This window comes from uncultured Microbacterium sp. (assembly GCF_947632095.1).
Classification (GTDB): Bacteria; Actinomycetota; Actinomycetes; order Actinomycetales; family Microbacteriaceae; genus Microbacterium.
Map to the genome: position 1 here is coordinate 1 of NZ_CANROA010000028.1, position 19761 is coordinate 19761.

Here is a 19761-nt window from a genome sequence, read left to right on the forward strand (position 1 = left end):
TTCGGGAGCTTGTCCGCCACTTGAGGGGAGGTGAGCCAGAGGCTTTCTCTCAACCCTGTGGGGCGAACAAGTAATAAGTTACGCGGGTTCCGGGGATCGGGCAAATCAGCACCGGAACCCGGGCGCGTCGCTTCGGGATGAGGAAGGGGCTCCCCCGCGCACATCGCGCAGGAGAGCCCCTCGTCATTCAGCCGGGATCAGGCGCTGGGCGCCGCCCCGCCTTCATCGTCGGCGCGCAGGCCACGGGCCCGTCGCATCCACAGCACCAGCGCACCGCCCACGATCAGCAGCAGCGCGATCGCGCCCGTGATCACCACCGGGCCGGTGGCCATGCCCGTGGCCGCCAGGCCATCACGGGACGGGTCGACGCCCGGAACCACGATGGGCTCGTCGTCGGCCGCGACCACGATCAGCACGGTCGAGGCGAGCACCTCTCCGTCGACCAGGACGCGCAGCGTGTGCGCTCCGGCCTCTGCGTCTGCCGGGATTCGGAAGCGGGCCACAGCCTCGCCCTCACCGTCGACGGCGAACTCGCCGAGCAACACGGGGTCGGAGTGCAGCCACACCTCGCCGGCGACATCCGCGCCGAAGCCGCTGAATCGCACCACGATCTCCTCACCGGGGCGGGCCTCGGGGCTCGCCACGATCGACGGCGTGGTCGGCTCGGGCTCCGGTTCGGGGTCCGTGCCGCCCACCGCGTCGATGACGACGGCATCCGTCGCGGCCGAGATGTTGCCCGCCACGTCCGAGGCACGGGCGATGATCGATCCGCCCTCGTCCCCGACCGCGACCGGCGCCTCATACGCCGCCCAGCTCGTTCCGCCGTCGAGCGAGAACTCGATGCCGGCCACACCCGACAGCGCGTCCTCTGCCTCGACGACGAATGAGCGCTCATCGACGGCGACCGTCACGCTCGGCGGTGCGGTGTCCACCCGCACAGCCTCGATGACGTGGTCATCCTCAACATTGGAGGACGTGTCGATCGAACGGTACGAGACGACCGTCTCGCCCTCGGGCAGCAGGACCGGCTCGGTGTAGGTGTTCCATGCGCCGTCACCGAGACGGAACTGGGTCACCTGGACCTCGACGTCATCCGTCGCCGACAGGGTCAGCGACGGACGCTCGTTGTACCAGCCTGCGCCGTTCGCCGTGCCGCTGAGCTCCGCGATCGTGACGGGTGCCGTCGTGTCCTCCGGCTCACCGGGTTCGCCGGGCTCGCCGTCGGCGCACACCAGCATCGGCTGCCCCCAGACGCCATGGGCGCCGTTGATGGCACCGTCGTCCGTCGGGTCGACCTTGAGCTCGAGGTACTGGGCGCCCCTGACGTCGACCGTGATCTGCTCGGTGAGCATTCCTCCGGTGAACGTCTTGCCCTGGTACTTCTGCGCACCATCGACGTCGACTCGGAAGATGACCTTTCCGGCGAAGCCGTCCTCCAGACCGGCATCCGAGGTGAACGTCGTGCACTGACCACCCAGGTAGTAGGTGATCTTCGACGTCGCGTGAACACCGAGACCCTTGTCGTAGGTCTTCTTCAGCTCATCGGTCGTGTTGATGATCAGCGGCACATCCGGCGAGTTCGCGGCATCCTTGTTCGCCACGTCCTTGCCGATGACGCCCCAGCCGTTCGTCGCGTCGATCCACTCGAGATCCGAGACGTGAACCGTTCCGACCGGAGCCTCCGGCATCTCCTGCTCGACGACCTGCCAGTCGAAGAACTTCACGTTCGTCGCCACCGGCAAGATGACCGCAGCAACCGTCTTACCCGGGTTCAGGCGAACCGTATTGGCGTACACCGCGTAGACGTAGTCGCCGTACTCGAGTGTCTCGCTGTTGCGGTTGTTGCGCCCCTTGGGCTCGATCGCGACCGTCGCGCTGCCCGTGTCGGTCTTCAGCCAGTTCGGCACGAACAGGCTCTCGGTCTGCGTGGTGCCGTCCGTGTACTGGATCGTCAGGTTCGGCGACGTCCCGCCGCCGGCGGCCGCCGAAGTGAGAACAGCCAGGTGGCTGCCCTTGCCATCCAGAGCGATCGTCTGACCGTCCAGCGCGACGGCGTTCGGCTTGCCGTGTTCGTAATCGGGCCAGGTGAAGTCGACGTCGCCTCCGGGCAGCGCCACGTTCACGGTCGAACCGGGGGTCACGCCGACAGCGGCGAGCGCCTCGGCCGAGAAGGTCGCGCCGCCGCCGTCGAAGTCGCCCAGCTCACGCGTCTCGAGAGAGGTGACCGAGACGTGGTTGTAGGCGCCGGCCAGCGAACCGTAGACGACGTAGATCTGGTTCGCCGCCTTCTTCTCGACGGACTCGCCGGATGCCGCGGTGTAGGTGACCGCGGCGCGAACCGTGGCCCCACCGGCAGCCGCCTGATCCGTCGGACGGATCGTGAAGGATGCCGTCGCCGAGGCTCCGGCGGCGAGCTCTGCGATCTCGGCGTTGTCCGCGTCGACGATCTCCCAGCCGGATGCGAGGCCCAGCGAGACGGCGACATCGGACTTCGCCCGGTCACCGGAGTTCGTGGCCGTCACGCGGGCGACGGTCATGTCTCCCTGGGCGACCTTGTCGTCCAGCAGCACGTCGACCGTCAGCGATGCGGCATCGATGTCGTTGCCGCCGACCGCGCTCGTGCCGGTGAGGGCGATCACCGAGGAGGCGCTGGATGCCACAGCATCCGCCTTCACGAAGATCGTGCCGCCCGCGGCATCCGCGTCGAAGTACCAGCCGGTGCCGGCGGCCTCGAGAGCCGCGGCGTCCGCGACGGCCGGGATCTCGACGCCGTCCTGCGTGACAGCCGCGGGCGACGAGCCCGTGTGCACCTGCAGCGCGTAGGGACGCGAGTCGGCCTTGCCGGCGAATTCGCCGGCACGCTCGCCGATCGTGACCGTGACGTCGCCGGCGTTCTGCTCCGGAGCCGTCACCGTGAACTGCTGCGCCGACGTCACACCGTTCTGGTACTCACGCGTGACCTGGTCGTCTTCATAGAGCTCGAAGCTCGACTCGCCCTGCGGGTAGACGTCGAGGGTGATCGGAGCATCCGCGGCGACGAGCGACGCGTTGCGCGCGATCGGGCCCTGCGGCACGACGGCACCGGCGCGAACCAGAACCGGGAGCGTGTCGAGAGGCGCCTCGTAGCCGTTCAGCACACGGCCGCCCTCGTGGATCTCACCGGTCCAGTAGTCGACCCACTGCCCCTCGGGCAGGTAGATGTCGTTGCGCACCGACGAGTCGGTGAACACCGGAGCGACGAGGAAGTCGGTTCCCAGGAGGAACTCATTGTTCGCCTCGGCGCCGTACGCCATCGGGTCGTTCGGGTACTCGAGCGCGATGGAGCGCATCATCGGCGTACCGGTCGCGTGCGCGTCGGCCGCGAGCGTGTAGATGTACGGCATGAGCTGCTGACGCAGCTGCAGGTACTTGCGGTTGATCTCGGTCGCCTCATCGCCGTAGAGCCACGGACGCTTGTCGACCCCGGCCCAGCCGCTCATCGAGTACAGCGCCGGCGCGAACGCCTTCCACTGCAGGTCGCGAACATAGCTGGTCGTCGAGCCGCCGAAGATGCCGTCGACGTCACCCGTCGTGAAAGGCATGCCGGAGTTTCCGGCGCCGGTCAGCGCCGAGACCTGCCAGCGAACAGCATCCAGGTTTCCGGCGTGGTCGCCCGTCCACTGCATGCCGCAGCGCTGGGAACCGGCCCAGCCCTCGACCATGAGAGAGGTGCCACGGGCGTCCGAGTACTGCTCGATGCCGCTGTGGGCCGCCTCGCAGCCGGTCAGCGCCATGCGGTAGCCGTTGCCGACCCAGGCGACGTCGAGCTTGCGCATCGAGACGCCGGCCTCGCCGACCTCGTACTCCTGCTCGGTCAGCGCACGCTGCGTCCACAGGCCCGTCTGCAGGCCGTGCTCCTTGATGCCCTCGACGGTCTCGGGGAGCTGCGTGTACTCGCAGCCGTAGCCGTCGTTGACGAGCATCCAGCCGGCCGGCATGTCGTTGTCGACGAACTGCTTGGCCATGTCGACCGCGTCGATCGTGTTCATCTTGCCCTCGACGGGCTGACCCTCGTACGTCGAGCTCGACCGGTTGTAGCAGTCGGCGTCGCCGTACTCGAGGGCGTACACCGGCGGCATCATCGGGCGGCCCGTGAGCTGCGTGTAGCCGTCGAGGGACTGCTTGTAGTCGCCGACGAAGTAGTAGGCGTCGAAGCGCTTCTCCTCGTGCGTCGTCGTCGGGTCGGCGGTGAAGTCGTAGGTGCCGCGGTCGAACGTGTTGCGCAGGACTCCATAGCCCTCGCTGCTCATGTAGTACGGCACGGCGTTGGGGTAGCCGTCGTCTTCCCAGTTGAAGTTGCGGGCGATGTTGACGACGGAACCGGTGTGGATCGAGCGGCCGTTCTGCATGCCGCCGCCGAGGAACTGCTCGCCGTCGCGGGCCTGCAGGTGCTGGGTGGTGGAGCGGCTGCCGAAGCTCAGGGGCTCGCTCTCCTCCCAGACGACGCTGCCGTCCGCGCGCAGAAGAGACATGAGGCCCGAGTCGCGTTCGATCTCGAGCACGACGCTGTCGGTGGAGACCGTGATGGTCTCGCCCTCGCTCACGGTCGTATCGGCGCCCGTGAAGCTCTCGTCGCCGACGATGATGTCGGCGGTCTCGGTCGGGTTGCCCGAGGGACTGTTGGCCGGGTCGGTGAACTCGCCGGTCGGATCGGCCTCGACGCGGACCGTGCGCTCATCGAGGAAGGTTGCGCGGATGCTGCCGCCGGACTCGGTCTCGAAGACCACGGCGCCGTCGGTCTCGGTGACGTCGGTGATCGCGCCGAGGGCGCTGCCCTCCTCGACCGGAACTTCCGCGGTGACGTCGTCAGCCGCATGCGCTGGCGCTGCTGTTGCCGGAGAGAACGCGAGCGCGCCTCCGGCAACGAGCGCGGCGACGAGCATCGCCCCTCCTCTCCGCACGTCAGGGCTCGTTCGCCTTCGGATGGTGGTGATTCCCGTCATGATGCTCCCGCTTCGTCGCGTAACCGCATATTGTGATGGTTCGTGATTGAACTGCGCATAAATCACGCATAGTCAATCGTTGAGCTGAGGCTAGCAAGCGGGGCCCGGGAGGGTCAAGGAATTTGCTCGTCGGGCTAGCGAATTAATGGACGACCGGGCGGGGTCGCCGAAGAAGCCCCGGCCGGATGCGGCGGCGGGGCTTCTGCGAGGGGCTACTCCGCGACGAGAACCGTATAGCCGGCAGCCGTCAGTTCCGGGGCCTCGGCGTCGGTGATGACGGTGTCGAACAGTTCGGCGCCACCGACATGGGCGAACGCCTTCTGGCCGATCTTGTCGGAGTCGGCGACGGCGACGGCGCGCACCGCCCGCGAGGCCATGAGCCGGTTCACCGCGGCCTCGCGCTCGTCATGCGTCGCCGCGCCATCCTCGGCCGAGAGCGCGTTCACGCCGATGAACGCGATGTCGAGGAGGATGCCGCCGAGGAGCTGCTCGACGAAGGGGCCGACGAGCTCATAGCTGCGGGAGTGGATCACTCCCCCGGTGACGACGACCTTGATGTCGGGCCGCGTCGCCAGCTGAGCGGCGATGTTTACCGCATTCGTGACGACCGTGAACTCCCCGAGGCCATCACGGGCGGCCAGTGCCGCGGCGATCGCCGTGGTCGTCGTCCCGCCGGAGAGTCCGACGACGGCACCCGCCGAGACGAGCGCGGATGCGGCGCGCGCGATGCGCTCCTTCTCCTCGGAGCGCTGGTGGCTCTTGTAGCGCACAGGCAGCTCGTAGGCGACCGACTGCGCGACCGCGCCGCCGTGCGTACGCGTCAGCAGGCGCTGCTCGGCGAGGCTGTCGAGGTCGCGGCGGATCGTGGCCGGCGAGGCGTCGAACCCGTCGACGAGCTCATCGACCGACACCTCGCCCTGGTCGGCGAGCAGATCGAGGATCGCGGTCAGACGCGCCGCGCGCTTCACACGGACTCCAGGGCGAACAGGCGCAGCATGCGCGCGGCCTCCTCGGTCACGGCATCCCGACCCGGCGCGACGTACTTGCGCGAGTCGACCAGACGCTCATCCGCGGCGAGCTTCTCGCGCACGGCGCGGGTGAAGAATCCGTTGAGATGCGTCGAGACGTTGATCTTGGTCATGCCGGCCCGCACGGCATCCGCGATGACGGCATCGGCGACGCCGGAGGACCCGTGCAGCACCAGCGGCACGTCGAGGGCCGCGTGCAGACGCGCGATGAGCTCGATGTCGAGCGACGCACTGCGGTCGAGCATGGCGTGCGAGGATCCGACGGCCACGGCGAGAGCATCCACTCCCGTCTCGGCGACGAAGGCCTGCGCCTCGGCGGGATCGGTGCGCACGCCCGGCGCATGCGCACCGTCCTTGCCGCCGACCTCGCCCAGTTCGCCCTCGACATAGACGCCCGCGGCATGCGCACGCTTCACGACGGCTGCCGTCAGCGCGACGTTCTCGTCATAGGGCAGGGCTCCGCCGTCGAACATGACGGACCCGAAACCGAGGTCGATGGCCTCATCGACGAGTTCGGGGGCCTCGGCATGGTCGAGGTGCACAGCGACCGGCGTCGCCGCCCGGCGTGCGACAGCAAGAGTCGCGAGCGCGATCGGCTCGAGGCCCCCGTGGTACTTCGCGCAGTTCTGAGAGATCTGCAGGATCACGGGCAGCTCCACCCGCTCGGATGCTGCGACCAGCGCTTCGGCGGTCTCGAGGTGGATCACGTTGAACGCGGCGATGCCGCGCGGGTGGGCGGCGGCTTCGCGGATGAGGTCGGCGGCGGAGGCGAGGGTCATTCGGTGTCCTTCTTCTCGGTGTCGATCGCGGAGACGGTGAGGTCCTCCGCCAGTTCGGGATGCCGCGGCGAGATGTCGCCCGCCAGGGGCATGAGCACGGCCGCGGCCGACCAGGCGGTCGCGCGGCGCAGGATGGTCTCGGTGTCGGTGATGCCCTCGGCGACCAGGGTCGCGACGGCGGAGACCGCGGCATCGCCGGCTCCCGTCGGGTTGCCGGCGAGGGGTGCGGAAAGACGAGCCGAGAGGACCGCATCACGGGTGACCGCCAGCATCCCCTCCTCCCCGAGGGAGAGCATGACGAGCCCGGCACCGCGGCGCAGCAGTTCGCGGGCGCCGTCGAGCGGGTCGGAGAGCCCGGTCGCGTCGGAGAGCTCGGCCCGGTTGGGCTTGAGGACGGATGCTCCGGCATCGGCCGCGGCGAGCAGCAGGGGCCCGGAGGTGTCGACGATGACCGGACGCTCGCCGGAGGCTGCGATGAGCGCCTCGAGCAGCCCCTCGGGTGCCCCGGGAGGGAAACTTCCCGAGATCACGACGACGGATGCCAGGGCGGCCTGCTCGTGCACGGCGCCCACGAACTCGGCCCACTCGGCGGTCGTCGGGCTGATGCCGCGCTCATTGACGATCGTCGTGTCGCCGAGGGAGCGATCGACCCAGGCGATGCTGCGCCGCGTGGCGGCGGCGACCGGCAGGAGGTGGTGCGGCACGCCGCTGGTCTCGAGCTCGGCGCGCAGCTCGGCGCCGGTCGCTCCCCCGGCCGTGGTCACGGCGAGGACGTCGACGCCCTGGGCATGCGCGACGCGGGCGACGTTCAGGCCCTTCCCGCCGGCGCGCACGGCTCCGGTCTCGGCGCGGTGGGAGTCGCCCGGAACGATCCGGTCGATCTCCCAGGTCATGTCGACCGCGGGGTTGGGGGTGACGGTGAGGATCATGTGAGCTCCCTCGCTCGCAGGGCCGCGCCGAGCAGTCCGGCATTGCCCTCCAGTTCTGCGGGCAGCAGCTCCGGGATCCGGTGGAAGCTGAGCCGCTCGGTCAGACGCGCACGCAGTTCGTCGAACAGGGCGCCTCCGGCGCGCGAGAGCCCGCCGCCGATCACGATCGCCTCCGGCGCGAACATCGCGGTCAGCTGCGCGAGTGACATGGTCAATGCGTCGAGCGCATCGTTCCAGATGCGCGCCGCGGTCTCGTCCCCGGCCGCCGCGCGGGCGATGACGTCCTTGGCGCCGTCCGGGGAGACCCCGGTCTTCGCCTTGTATCGGCGGGCGATCGCGCCGGCCGAGGCGATGGCCTCGAGGCATCCGCGGGATCCGCAGGGGCAGTCCGGGCCATCGGCGACCGGGGAGTGCCCGATCTCGCCGGCATATCCCCCTGCCGTATACGGCTCACCGCCCACGAGCACGGCGCCGGCGATGCCCGTGCCGATGATGATGACGACCACATCATCGTGCGCACGCGCGCCCCCGAGCTCGTGCTCCGCCCAGCTCGCGGAGCGCACATCGTGGTCGAAGGCGATCGGCAGGTCGAAGCGGTCGGCCGCGATCGCGCGCAGCGGAGCATCCCGCCACCCGAGATTGCTCGCGAAAACGCCGATCCCGGCATCCGCGTCGACGATCCCGGGAACCACGAATCCGAGCGATTCGGGGGCGATCTCCGGATGCCGCGCCCGAAGCCCCTCGGCGAGGCGCGCGATCTCGTCGATCAGCGCCGCCGCCGGGTCGTCGCCGAGCACGGGGGTCGGCGTGCGCTGCAGCCCGACCGCGTTGCCCTCGGAGTCGAACAGCGCGGATTTGATATCGGTGCCGCCGACGTCGAAGGCCAGCACGGGCGAGCCCGCGCCGATCCCCCGCGCCGATGGCGCAACACCGCGACGGGGCGACGACTGCTCGTCGCCGCCCTCGCGCGGTGCTGCGGAATCGGAGATGCTCACGCGTCCAGGATGACCGAACGGCTGAGGTTGCGGGGCTGGTCGGGGTCGAGACCCTTGCCGACCGCACGGTCGAGGGCGACGCGGTGCAGACGGGCGAGGTCGGCCAGCGGGTCGACGTCGTGCTGCACGAAGCGGCCGCCGGTCGCCTCGACCTGGCCCGACAGGCCCTCGGGGGCGACGCCGAACTGCCACGTGATGCGACCGGGAGCGGCGATGGCGATCGGACCGTGACGGTAGTCCATCGACGGGTAGGACTCAGTCCAGGACTGCGAGGATTCGCGCATCTTCAGCGCGGCCTCGTGGGCGAGGCCGATCGTCCAGTTGCGACCGAGGAACGTGTACTGCTCGGCGGTGGCGAGCGTCTCATCGTCATCGGCGGAGAGCACGGCCTCGGCATCGGCGATCGAGCGGGCGACATCGGCGTCGAGGCCGAGAGAGGCGCGGAAGAGGGTGAGCGCGGTGGTCGCGAAACGGGTCTGGACGACCGAGGTCTCGTCGGCGAACGGCAGCAGCACCGCGGCGTCGGCGAGCTCGACAAGCGGCGAGTCGGGGTCGCCGATCACGCCGATGACGGGGATCTTGCCCTTGACCTGCTCGGTGAGCTCGAGGACCTCGCTGGTGGTGCCCGAACGGGTCAGCGCGACGATGGCGTCGTAGCCACGATCGAGGAAGGCCTCGGATGCCGCGTAGGCGTCGGTGATCCCCTGGCCGGAGGTCTCGCGCAGCGCTGCGTAGGACTGGGCCATGAACCAGCTCGTTCCGCAGCCGACGACGGCGATCCGCTGCCCGGCGGAGGGCAGGATCTTCTGCTCGTCGCGCATGTCAGCGGCGCGTGCCCAGGTCTCGGGCTGGGAGAGCAGCTCGGCCCGCATGTGCGCTCCGGCGGCGGCGGCGGGGGTCTGATCAGTCATGAGTGAGTTTCCGTTCTAGACGTGCGGGCTTTGAAGGTTTATGGTTCTTTTGTGGGTGATTCAATCATATAGACCCACGGACACAATCTGGAAACATTTGTTCACACACTTCACAAATCCAGGTAATGTTCAGCACACCAGGAATGGACGAAGGTACGCGAAGTCGCGTATCAAGACCACGCACAGTCGCGTGAGATCTGTTTTCTCGCAGCAGTGCACATCACACAGTGAGGAATGACATGAAGAAGTCTTTGCGGTTCGGTGCAGTCGCCATCACGGCGACCGCAACTCTCGCTCTCGCTTCGTGCGGGTTCGGCGGCGCCGACAGCGGCAGCAGCAGCGGCGGAGAGGGTGGCTCGACCACCATCAACCTGCTCGTGCCCAGCTACTCGGACAACACCAAGGGCCTGTGGGAAGACGTCATCGAGGGCTTCGAGGCCGAGAACGACGGCATCAAGGTGAACCTCGAGGTCCAGTCGTGGGACAACCTCGAGAGCGTCGTCGCCACCAAGGTGCAGTCGGGCGAAGCCCCCGACATCTACAACGGCGGCCCCTTCGCCGGCTTCGCGGCCGACGACCTGCTCTACGACGTCGAAGAGGTCACGAGCCCCGACACCTTCTCCGACTTCCAGGAGTCGTTCATCAAGAACGAGCAGCTCAACGGCACCACCTACGCGCTGCCGTTCATCGCGTCGGCACGCGCTCTCTTCGTCAACAACGACCTGCTCTCGCAGGCCGGCGTCGAAGCCCCCACCGACTGGGACTCGCTGCTGAGCTCCGCCACCGCGGTCTCCGGCCTCGGCGGCGGCATCGCCGGCTACGGCATGCCGCTCGGATCCGAAGAGGCGCAGGCCGAGGCAGCCATCTGGCTGTGGGGCGGCGGCGGATCCTTCGGCAACGAGTCCGAGATCACCATCGACACCCCGGAGAACCTCGCGGGCGCCGAGCAGATCAAGAAGATGATCGACGCGGGCGCCACGCAGGCAGACCCCGGGTCCACGCAGCGCTCGCCCCTGATGGACATCTTCATCCAGGGCAAGATCGGCATGCAGGTCGGCCTCCCGCCGACGGTCGGCCAGATCGCCGAGAACAACCCCGACCTCGACTACTCGATCGTTCCGATCCCCACCAAGGACGGCTCACCCTTCACCCTCGGCGTCGCCGACCAGCTGATGGCGTTCCAGAACGACGGCGACAAGGCCGAGGCCATCACGGCGTTCTTCGACTACTTCTACTCGGCTGACGTCTACGTGCCCTGGGTTCAGGCCGAAGGCTTCCTGCCCGTGACGAAGTCCGGCTCCGAGGCGCTGGCCGACGAGGAGGCCCTCGCGCCGTTCCTCGAGGTTCTGCCCGACGCGCAGTTCTTCCCCTCGACCAACCCCCAGTGGTCGGTCGCCGATGGCGCGTTCAAGTCGCTGTTCGGTCAGCTGCAGTCCAAGTCCGCCGCAGACGTCCTGGCAGAGATCCAGACTCAGGTCGACGCGGGCTGACGCCCGGTAAGAAAGGGGTTCGGGAGAGATCCATGAGCCAGATGACGAGATCCTCGAATCCCGCGGGGGCGGCCACGCGCCGCCCCCGCACCCCCGAGACGCTTCAGCCGAAGCGCCCCGGCGGACGTGAACTGCTGCGGGCACTGCCCTGGATCGCACCGGCACTGGTGCTGATCTTCGGAGTCGTGTTCTTCCCCGCCGGAGTCATGTTCTTCAACTCCACCCGCGATATCGGGCTCTCCGGCCTCGACAAGGGCTCGGTCGGCTTCGACAACTACCGCGAGGTGTTCGCGTTCCCGGCGTTCTGGCCGATCCTCGGACGCACCGTGATCTGGGTCGTCTCCGTCGTGACGATCACGGTCGTGCTGTCGCTGGGCCTCGCCCAGATCCTCAACAAGGCCTTCCCCGGGCGCCAGATCGTCCGCCTCGCCGTCATCATCCCGTGGGCGGCATCCGTCGTCATGACGACCATGGTGTTCTACTACGGCCTCGAGCCCTACTTCGGCATCATCAACAAATTCCTCGTCGACGTCGGCCTCGTCGACACCCCCGAGGGCTTCGGATGGACGCGAAACCCGGGCACCGCCTTCGCCTGGTCGATCGTCATCGCGATCTTCGTATCGCTGCCGTTCACGACCTACACGCTGCTCGCGGGCCTGCAGAGCGTCCCCGGCGATGCCCTCGAGGCCGCCAAGATGGACGGCGCCGGCCCCATCCGCACCTACTGGTCGATCGTGTTCCCGCAGCTGCGCGGCGCGCTCAGCGTCGCGGTGCTCATCAACATCATCAACGTGTTCAACTCGCTGCCGATCCTGAAGGTCATGACCGGATCGATACCCGGCTACGACGCCGACACGATCATGACCATGATCTTCAAGTACATCGAGCTTCAGAAGAAGGTCGACGTGGCCAGCGCCCTGTCGGTCATCGCCTTCCTCATCGTCATCGTGATCGTCGCGGCCTACGTGAAGATCGTCAAGCCCATGAAGGAGGTGTGAGATGACCATCACAGAGACGCGCGTCATCACCACGTCCGGGAACGGCCGTGCCGCGTCATCCGTCGGTCAGCGCCGTCGCCGCTACACGGAGGACCAGGTCCCCCTCAAGAACGTGATCTGGCGAATGGTCGCCGGAGCAGTCGTGCTCGCGATCTTCGTTCTGCCGTACATCATCATGTTCTTCGGCTCCGTCAAGACGAAGTCGCAGATCCGCTCGGTCGACCCGACGTACTTCCCCGTCGAGTGGAACTGGGACAACTACATCAAGATGTGGTCGACCCCCGAGACGCCACTGCCGTTCAACCTCATGTCGACGGTCGTGATCGCCGTATGCGCGACCGTGCTCGTGCTGCTCGTCGCGATGCCGGCGGCCTATTACACCGCCCGATTCAAGTTCCCCGGCCGCATGGTGTTCCTGTTCCTCGTGATCGTGACCCAGATGCTTCAGCCGGCCGTACTCACCTCGGGCCTGTTCCGCCAGTTCAACTGGCTCGGCATCGGCGACACGTGGACGGCGATGATCCTGGTCAACGCGGCGTTCAACCTGTCGTTCGCGACATGGATCATGCACTCCTTCTTCGCGGGCATCCCGAAGGAGGTCGACGAGGCGGCCCAGATCGACGGCGCGGGACGTCTGACCGTGCTGTTCAAGATCAACCTGCCGCTGGTCTGGCCGGGAATCGTCACCGCCATCGTCTTCACCTTCGTCTCCTGCTGGAACGAGTTCGCGGCATCCCTCGTGATCCTGTCGACCGATAAGAACCAGCCGCTCGCCGTCGCGCTGACCAAGTTCGTCGGTCAGTACGAGACGAGTTGGCAATACGTCTTCGGCGTCTCGATCGTGGCGATCCTGCCCGTGGTCATCCTGTTCATGATGATCGAGAAGCGCCTCGTCGGCGGCCTCACCGCCGGATCGGTGAAGTAAGCAGAGAGCTGACGACCCGGCGGATACCATCGGCACCATGAGGATCATCGTCATCGGAGCCACAGGACGCATCGGCCGGGTCGTCAGCGACACCCTCGAGAAGCGCGGGCACGATGTGCTGCGCGCCTCTCGAAGCAGCAACTGGAGCGTCGACATCGCCGATCAGGATTCGGTGTCAGCGCTCTTCGCGCGCTCGGGACGAGTGGATGCCGTCATCGCCGCGACCGGGTCCGTGCCCTTCGGCCACCTGACCTCGCTGGACGCCGACGACTATCTTCGCGCCTTCACCGGCAAGGCGCTGCCGCAGCTCGCGCTCGTGCGCACCGCGCTCGAGCATCTGAACGACGGCGGCTCGATCACCCTCACCACCGGTGTCCTCGCCCGCGAGCCGATCGCCACGGGTGCAGCAGCGGCCGCCGCCAACGGCGCCGTGGAGTCGTTCATCGTCACCGCCGCCGCCGAAGCTCCGCGCGGGATCCGCATCAACGCCGTCTCCCCGAACGTGCTCGAGAGCTCCGCGCACCAGCACGGCCTGTTCGCCGGCCAGCGACCGGTGCCCGACGCCGAGATCGGCCGCGCCTATACGCTCGCGGTCGAGGGGATCGGCACGGGGCGGGTCATCGCCGTCTGAGGCTCAGCGCCCCTCGGCGGCCGCGGTGTGATGGCGGATGACCTCCGCGACGACGAAGTTGAACCACTTCTCGGCGAACTCGGGGTCGAGGTTCGCGTCTGCGGCGAGCGCGCGGAGACGAGCGACCTGCTGCTCCTCGCGGTTCGGGTCGGACGCCGGCATGGCGTGCGTCGCCTTGAGGATGCCGACCTGTTGCGTGGCACGGAAGCGTTCGGCGAGCATGTGGATGAGTGCGGCGTCGATGTTGTCGATCGTGCCGCGCAGGCGCAGCAGTTCGGCCCGGGCTTCTTCGGCGTCGGTCATGTCTCTCCTCGTCGTGAACGGTTAAGACGATATCGCGCGCCGGGGCCCTAGAGTGGGCGCATGAAGAAGAAGAGCGCCCGGATGACGACGCCCGCCGCAGACGAGCCGAAGATCCCGGAGCAGCACCTCGAGGGGCGACCGGTCGTCGACCCCGAGCCGTCGTCGAAGTCGTTCTGGACCCGCATCGACAGGCCGTTCATCTTCGGCTTCCTCATGACCCTCGGCGGGCTCGCGGCGATCCTCCTCGGACTCGCTCTGTCGAACCTGTCGACGGTCATCATCTACATCGCCCTGGCGCTGTTCGCGGCTCTCGGCCTCGACCCCGCAGTCCGATTCCTCGAACGGCGCGGGCTAAACCGCGGGGTGGCCGTGCTCTGCGTGATCCTCGGCCTCGTCATCGTGCTCGGGCTCGTCGTCTGGGCGATCGTCCCGGTCGTCGTGAAGCAGATCTCCGGGTTCGTGAAGGATATCCCGGGGATGATCTCCGACTTCCAGCGCACCGACCTCTTCCAGACGCTGCAGGATCAGTTCGGCGACAAGATCGACGACCTGCTCGCCGACGCGCAGAAGTTCCTCACCGACCCCGGCAACCTCCTCACGATCGGCGGCGGCGCCTTCCAGGTCGGCAGCTCCATCGCGAACGCGATCTCGGGCTCGATCGTCGTCCTCGTGCTCATCATCTACTTCGTCTCGACCCTGCCCGGCATGAAGCAGGCGCTCCTGCGACTCATCCCGGCGCGCGATCGCGTGCGGATCGGCGCCCTCACGGATCAGGTCACCGATTCGGTCGGCGGGTACGTGCAGGGCATGGTGACCCTCGCGTTCTTCAACGCGATCGTCGTGCTCATCCTCTACACGTCGTTCGGTCTGCCGTTCCCGATCCTGCTCGCGGTGACGGCGTTCCTCGTCACCCTCATACCGCTCGTCGGATCGATCCTGTTCTGGGTGATCGGCACGCTCGTCGCGCTGTTCACCGGCAACGTCCTCTTCACGGTCCTGTTCGCGGCGATCTACCTCGTGTACATGCAGATCGAGGCGTACGTGCTCACCCCGAAGGTGATGAACCGCGCGGTCTCGATCCCCGGCTCACTCGTCGTCATCGGCGCCCTCGCCGGCGGCACGCTGCTCGGTCTGCTCGGCGCGCTGGTCGCGGTGCCGGTCGCAGCATCCATCCTCATCATCATCAAGCAGGTCTGGATCCCGCGTCAGGATACGCGGATCTGAGCACGACGGCTTCGTCGGTGCCTCAGAGGGCGGCGTCGACGAAGCCGATGAACCGGCTTCCGACGCCGTCGAAGGTGCTGCGCACCGTGCCGGCCGCCGGTGCGGGCGCGGCGCTCGTGGGGTGCTCGTCGCAGATCACGTGCGTGAACTGGGGCCACCACTTCTTGGGGCGCACCGTTTCGGAGTCGCCGCAGACGTCGCACGTCAGCGTCGCCCACACGGGGCGTCCGCCCTTCTTGCGGTTCGCGCGGGACTGGGCGAGCCAGGCCGGCGGATCCTGCTCGAGAGCGGCCACGTCGGCCTCGGAGACGGCATCCGGGATCTCGTGGCGTGCGGCCATCTCGATCGAGATGTCGAGTCGCTGAGCGACCTCACGGCGGTTCAGCATTCGAGGAGACATGCATCCATTGTCTCAGGAGCTGCTGGCACCTGACGGGGTGTCCGATTGCCGACACGTGTCGGCCGAAAAGACACCTGTCGGCCGAAATCGGCGGATGCTGCGGACATCCGTGATCTCGACCGACAGGTGTCGTGACCCGCGTGGGATCCGGACGCTCTGGGGAAGAGCGCCCGGGGCGGGTCAGGTCGTGCGACGGCGGAAGCCGACGAGGAGGCCGCCGCCCACGGCGAGGAGCGCGGCGAGCGCGATCACACCGGTGATCGGCCCCGACCCGGTCGCGGCGAGGCCGCCGCCTGCCGTGCCGTCAGCCGCTCCGGTTCCGTCCGGGGAGGCTGCGTCGCCCGTTCCTCCGGGTTCGGTGGGGGCACCCGGCTCGGTGGGGGCCCCCGGGTCCGCCGGGTCGGCCGCGGCCAGCACCGTCACCGCAGCGCTGGCTCGCAGGCCCGACTCCGGCTGGGCGACGACCAGCTCGTACCCTCCGGCGGCCACACCCGCAGGAACCGTCACCGACACAGCCAGGCGCCCCTCGGCATCCGTCTGCACTCCCTCGCCGAGTTCTGCGGCGATGCGGGCCTCCGCGAGCAGGCGCAGCGCCTCGGGCTCCCCGTTCTCGGGACTCTCGAGCGTGATGCGCACCGGCGTCTCGGGCTGCAGCCCCGCGGCACGGATGTCGAGCGCCTCGCCGGCGACGACTTCCGATGCACCGAGCGTCACCGACGGCGTTCCCGGCTCCGGGTCGGTCTCGCCGAAGAGCGTGCCGCCGATGTTGATCTCGGCAGCACCGGCGAATTCCGCGCCGTTGCTCGACGACAGAGCGACGAGAGTCACGTAGCGACCCGCGACGGTCTCATCGAACTCGATGGCCTGCTCGCGCGTGATGTCGTACAGGCGCCCGTCGGAGGCGAGCGTGCCGCGGTCGGCCTTCGTGTCGCTCACATAGACCTCGTAGTCCGCGATGCGGCCGTTGGTGCCGTTCTGACGCTGCTGGAAGGAGAAGCCCGAGACGTCGTACCGGTCGCCGAGATCGATCGTGATCCAGTGCGGGTACGTCGATCCCTCGCCGTTCCAAGCGGTGTGCCAGAACGTCTCCGGGTCGCCGTCGATCGCATTCGTCGCCGGCCTGTCCTCGCTGCGCGTCTCCTCCGATCCGACATCGGAGATCGAGAGGGCGCTCTGATCGATCGGATTCTTCAGCTGACGACGGTTCGCCGTGACCTCGACCTCGGTGCGCGCCTCACGGTCTCCCGCTGTCGCCGTGAGCGTGTAGACGCCGCCCTCCGTGTCAGGGGAGATCGGCAGCGACAGGGCCAGCACGCCGTCCTCGTCCGGGCGCACCGTGCCCAGCGCCGCGTCGCCCAGGCTCAGTGCAACGTACGACCCCGGGACGAACCCGGTGATCTCACCCGGCAGGCGCGCGCCCGCGGCGACAGTCGAATCCGCTGTGAGGGTCGGAGTCTGGCTCTCGTCCCACACCGGCGGCTCGACCGGGTCGGCCGTTCCCTCCGCGATCGTCACGGTGAACTCGGTGCGGGTGCCGTCGGAGAACTCGATGGTTCCCGTGTACTGGCCGGCCTCGGCGTAGGAGTGCGATCCGCGCACGTCATAGAGACCGCCTGCGCTCAGCGATGTGCGCTCCGTCTCGGTGCGGAAGGCCGCCGACGAAACCGGCGAACCATCACCCCAGTCGATCGTCGCCGTGAGCGCGGAGCCGAGAGCCGACGAGCTGATCCCGTCTTCGTCATCCACCCGGTCGACCGCGATGCTCGCGCCGTCTGCCGAGGCCTTCGTGCCGGGTGCCGCGACCGAGCCGACGGTCATCTCGGCGTCGCTGCCAGGCGAGAGCTCGACGGGAACGCCCGCCGCCGACCAGTCCCAGGTCGCGTGCACACCGTCGTAGAAGTTCGCGCCGCCGATGAGCAGACGCTCGCCGACATCGGCCATGCGCTGGGCGAAGTCCGCTCCGTTGCGCTGCTCCTGCGGGGTCCAGCCGATCTCCGCGTGCGCGAACGCGCGGGGGAACGAGAGGAACTCCGCCTGCTCGCGGCCACGGATCGTCTCGGCCCACATGGGCCCTTCGACGCCGAGGAGCTGGTCGTCGTCGAGCTTCACACCGTTGTCGGTGATGACCTCGGCCGGATCCCAGTCGTAGTACAGCGGGAAGTCGCCGACCGCGGCCCAGGTCAGGCCGATCGGGGTCTTGTCGGTGTACTTCATGTCGAGGTACGCGTTGCCGCCGCGCGAGGCGATCAGCTTCACGCCCTTGTTCTTGATCGCGTCGAGCGTGTCGGTGGTGTTCCCGATCCAGTACTGGATCGCGTCGTCCTCGGTCACCCCGGCGATCGACGACTCGTTCCAGCCGATCATCTTCTTGCCGAGGCCGTGCACGATGTCGACCGAGCGGGTGATGAAGGACACGTAGTTCTCGTGCGAGGTCACGTGTGATTCGTCGCCGCCGATGTGCAGGTAATCGCCAGGAGTGAGTGCGGCGAGCTGGCCGAGCACATGCTCCATGAACATCCACGTGTACTCGTTGTTCGCATCGAGCGAGGAGTAGCCGACGTCCTTCGTCCCGTTGGCGGCGACGCGGCCGGTCTCGGGCTCGGCGCCCGGGTGGCTTCCCGCGCTGTTGAGCTCCGCGATGGCGTGCAGCGCCGCGTTCGTGTGACCCGGGGTGTCGATCTCGGGGACGACCTCGATGTGCAGGTCGGCCGCGTAGGCGAGGATGTCGCTGAACTGCTCCTGCGTGTAATAGCCGGTGCGACCGAGCTCGTCGTTGTAGCCGTGCGAGGTCATCGCGGTGGCACCGGAGATCTCGGTGAGCAGCGAATAGTCGATGGGATCACCATCGGCCTTGCCCTCGTTGGTGATCTCCAGGCGCCACCCCTGATCGTCGGCGATGTGGAAGTGCATGACCGAGAGCTTGTGGGCGGCCATGGTGTCGAGGACGGTCTTGACCTCATCGACCGACAGGAACGAGCGGGCGACGTCGAGCATCATGCCGCGATAGGCGAATCGCGGAGCATCCGTGATCTCCACCGCCGGCACCGCCCAGGTCGTCTCGACGACGCGGTCGGATTCGATGTGCGCGGGGAAGAGCTGTCGCAGCGTCTGCACCGCGTTGAAGGCGCCGTGATCGGTCGGGGCGACGATCGTGATGCGCTCGTCGTCGACCGTGAGCGCGTAGGCCTCTTCCTCGCCGGCGAGGCCGGTGGCCTCGCCGGTGCGCAGGACGATATCGCCCTCAGCTGCTCCGATCTCCACCGACAGGTCGAACCCGGTCGATGCACCGGCCAGATCCGCGAGGAACTCCGCACTGGGGGCGAGAGCTGCGTCCGTGGCGATGCGGGCGCCGTCTCGCAGCACGAACGGCTCGGCCTCGGCATCCGCCTCGACGCTGCGAGGCAGCGGGACGAGCCCGTTCACTGGCGAGGGCACGACCTCGGGCTCGGGGCCGTCCCAAACTTCGAGCTCCCACAGCGAGATGCCGTACTTGTTGCCGTTGATGGGAGTGCGCTCCACGCCCTGCATGCGCACGAACTGGTACTCGACGGCCGGCTCGACGAGGGTCAGGGTCTGCACATCGCGCAGTCCGCAGACCGGCGAGAGCACCTCCGTCGCGTCGACGAACGTCTCACCGTCGGCGGAGACCTGGATCAGGTACTCGGCGGCGCACGCCGTCTCCCACTCGATCGCGATGTGGTCGATCACGGTGGGCTCGGCCAGACGCACGGTGAGGTTCGCGTCATCGGCGCCGTTCGACGACCAGCGGGACTGGCGCGGCCCGGAGGTGCCCGGGTCGCGCACGCCGTCGATCGCGAGTTCGGGGCCCCATTGGCCGGGGACCTCCTGACCGGATGCCTCGACCGTGGCGCCGGCGCTGGCCAGCGCGAGGTTCTCTCCCTCGTCTGGTGCCGCGACGGCCGGCACCACCGCTGAAAAGGCACCGAACACCATCGCCCCGGCACACAGGAATGCGCCGGTTCTCGTCGTTCGTCTGATCCCGCTCGATATTGCTCTCGTCATTGAGATACTCCGCTTATGTCGGCAGATTCCGGTGCCCCAGAGGCACCTCCACGAGGCAAGTTAGCGGCTGGGCGGAGCGGGGTCAATGGAAATAGTCAGGAATCCTAACTTTTCCTGGTCCCACGTGGTTTCATGACCCGCGC

Annotated in this window: 14 protein-coding genes; 5 read left to right on the plus strand and 9 right to left on the minus strand. The window is 68.1% G+C overall.

What is annotated here, in order from left to right; all coding sequences use genetic code 11:
• Positions 1 to 197 precede the first annotated feature (197 nt).
• The 6 genes from Q0Z66_RS08425 to Q0Z66_RS08450 form a co-directional block, all read right to left on the minus strand.
• The gene (locus Q0Z66_RS08425; protein WP_298040162.1) at positions 198 to 4922 is read right to left on the minus strand and encodes an NPCBM/NEW2 domain-containing protein; all 4725 of its coding nucleotides are present in this window, start codon (positions 4920 to 4922) and stop codon (positions 198 to 200) included.
• A 272-nt stretch (positions 4923 to 5194) separates the two neighbouring features.
• Positions 5195 to 5950 (minus strand): DeoR/GlpR family DNA-binding transcription regulator, encoded by a 756-nt coding sequence (locus Q0Z66_RS08430; RefSeq protein WP_298040163.1) that lies wholly within the window; start codon positions 5948 to 5950, stop codon positions 5195 to 5197.
• On the minus strand, positions 5947 to 6789 hold the full coding sequence (locus Q0Z66_RS08435) for a class II fructose-bisphosphate aldolase (protein ID WP_298040165.1): 843 nt from the start codon (positions 6787 to 6789) through the stop codon (positions 5947 to 5949). The genes Q0Z66_RS08430 and Q0Z66_RS08435 overlap by 4 nt, the downstream gene beginning before the upstream one ends.
• Positions 6786 to 7718, minus strand: coding sequence for a 1-phosphofructokinase family hexose kinase (locus Q0Z66_RS08440; RefSeq protein ID WP_298040167.1), 933 nt, complete (start codon positions 7716 to 7718; stop codon positions 6786 to 6788). Before Q0Z66_RS08440 ends, Q0Z66_RS08435 begins: the two co-directional genes overlap by 4 nt.
• Positions 7715 to 8713 (minus strand): ROK family protein, encoded by a 999-nt coding sequence (locus Q0Z66_RS08445; protein WP_298040168.1) that lies wholly within the window; start codon positions 8711 to 8713, stop codon positions 7715 to 7717. The genes Q0Z66_RS08440 and Q0Z66_RS08445 overlap by 4 nt, the downstream gene beginning before the upstream one ends.
• Complete coding sequence (locus tag Q0Z66_RS08450) at positions 8710 to 9624, minus strand: SIS domain-containing protein (protein ID WP_298040170.1); 915 nt, start codon at positions 9622 to 9624, stop codon at positions 8710 to 8712. The genes Q0Z66_RS08445 and Q0Z66_RS08450 overlap by 4 nt, the downstream gene beginning before the upstream one ends.
• Positions 9625 to 9863: 239 nt before the next feature.
• Here Q0Z66_RS08450 and Q0Z66_RS08455 point away from each other — a divergent pair, with 239 nt between their 5' ends.
• Genes Q0Z66_RS08455 through Q0Z66_RS08470 form a run of 4 tightly spaced genes read left to right on the plus strand, consistent with a single transcriptional unit; the run spans position 9864 to position 13668 of the window.
• Positions 9864 to 11114, plus strand: coding sequence for an extracellular solute-binding protein (locus tag Q0Z66_RS08455; RefSeq protein ID WP_298040171.1), 1251 nt, complete (start codon positions 9864 to 9866; stop codon positions 11112 to 11114).
• A 32-nt stretch (positions 11115 to 11146) separates the two neighbouring features.
• Entirely contained in the window at positions 11147 to 12112 is a 966-nt protein-coding gene (locus Q0Z66_RS08460) for a carbohydrate ABC transporter permease (RefSeq protein ID WP_298040173.1), read from the plus strand.
• Between the two features lies 1 nt (position 12113).
• On the plus strand, positions 12114 to 13037 hold the full coding sequence (locus Q0Z66_RS08465; RefSeq protein ID WP_298040174.1) for a carbohydrate ABC transporter permease: 924 nt from the start codon (positions 12114 to 12116) through the stop codon (positions 13035 to 13037).
• Between the two features lie 37 nt (positions 13038 to 13074).
• Positions 13075 to 13668 (plus strand): short chain dehydrogenase, encoded by a 594-nt coding sequence (locus Q0Z66_RS08470; RefSeq protein WP_298040175.1) that lies wholly within the window; start codon positions 13075 to 13077, stop codon positions 13666 to 13668.
• Positions 13669 to 13671: 3 nt separating this feature from the next.
• Here Q0Z66_RS08470 and Q0Z66_RS08475 read toward each other — a convergent pair whose 3' ends face one another.
• On the minus strand, positions 13672 to 13971 hold the full coding sequence (locus Q0Z66_RS08475; RefSeq protein ID WP_298040176.1) for a chorismate mutase: 300 nt from the start codon (positions 13969 to 13971) through the stop codon (positions 13672 to 13674).
• Between the two features lie 60 nt (positions 13972 to 14031).
• Between Q0Z66_RS08475 and Q0Z66_RS08480 the strand changes: the two genes are divergently transcribed.
• A complete protein-coding gene (locus tag Q0Z66_RS08480; protein WP_298040178.1) occupies positions 14032 to 15195 on the plus strand; it encodes an AI-2E family transporter in 1164 nt (387 codons plus the stop codon).
• A 22-nt stretch (positions 15196 to 15217) separates the two neighbouring features.
• Here the strand turns inward: Q0Z66_RS08480 and Q0Z66_RS08485 are convergent, their stop codons facing one another.
• Both Q0Z66_RS08485 and Q0Z66_RS08490 read right to left on the minus strand, forming a co-directional pair.
• The gene (locus Q0Z66_RS08485) at positions 15218 to 15583 is read right to left on the minus strand and encodes a DUF5997 family protein (RefSeq protein WP_298040196.1); all 366 of its coding nucleotides are present in this window, start codon (positions 15581 to 15583) and stop codon (positions 15218 to 15220) included.
• Between the two features lie 192 nt (positions 15584 to 15775).
• Entirely contained in the window at positions 15776 to 19549 is a 3774-nt protein-coding gene (locus tag Q0Z66_RS08490; RefSeq protein ID WP_298040180.1) for a family 20 glycosylhydrolase, read from the minus strand.
• Between the last annotated feature and the right edge of the window lie 212 nt (positions 19550 to 19761).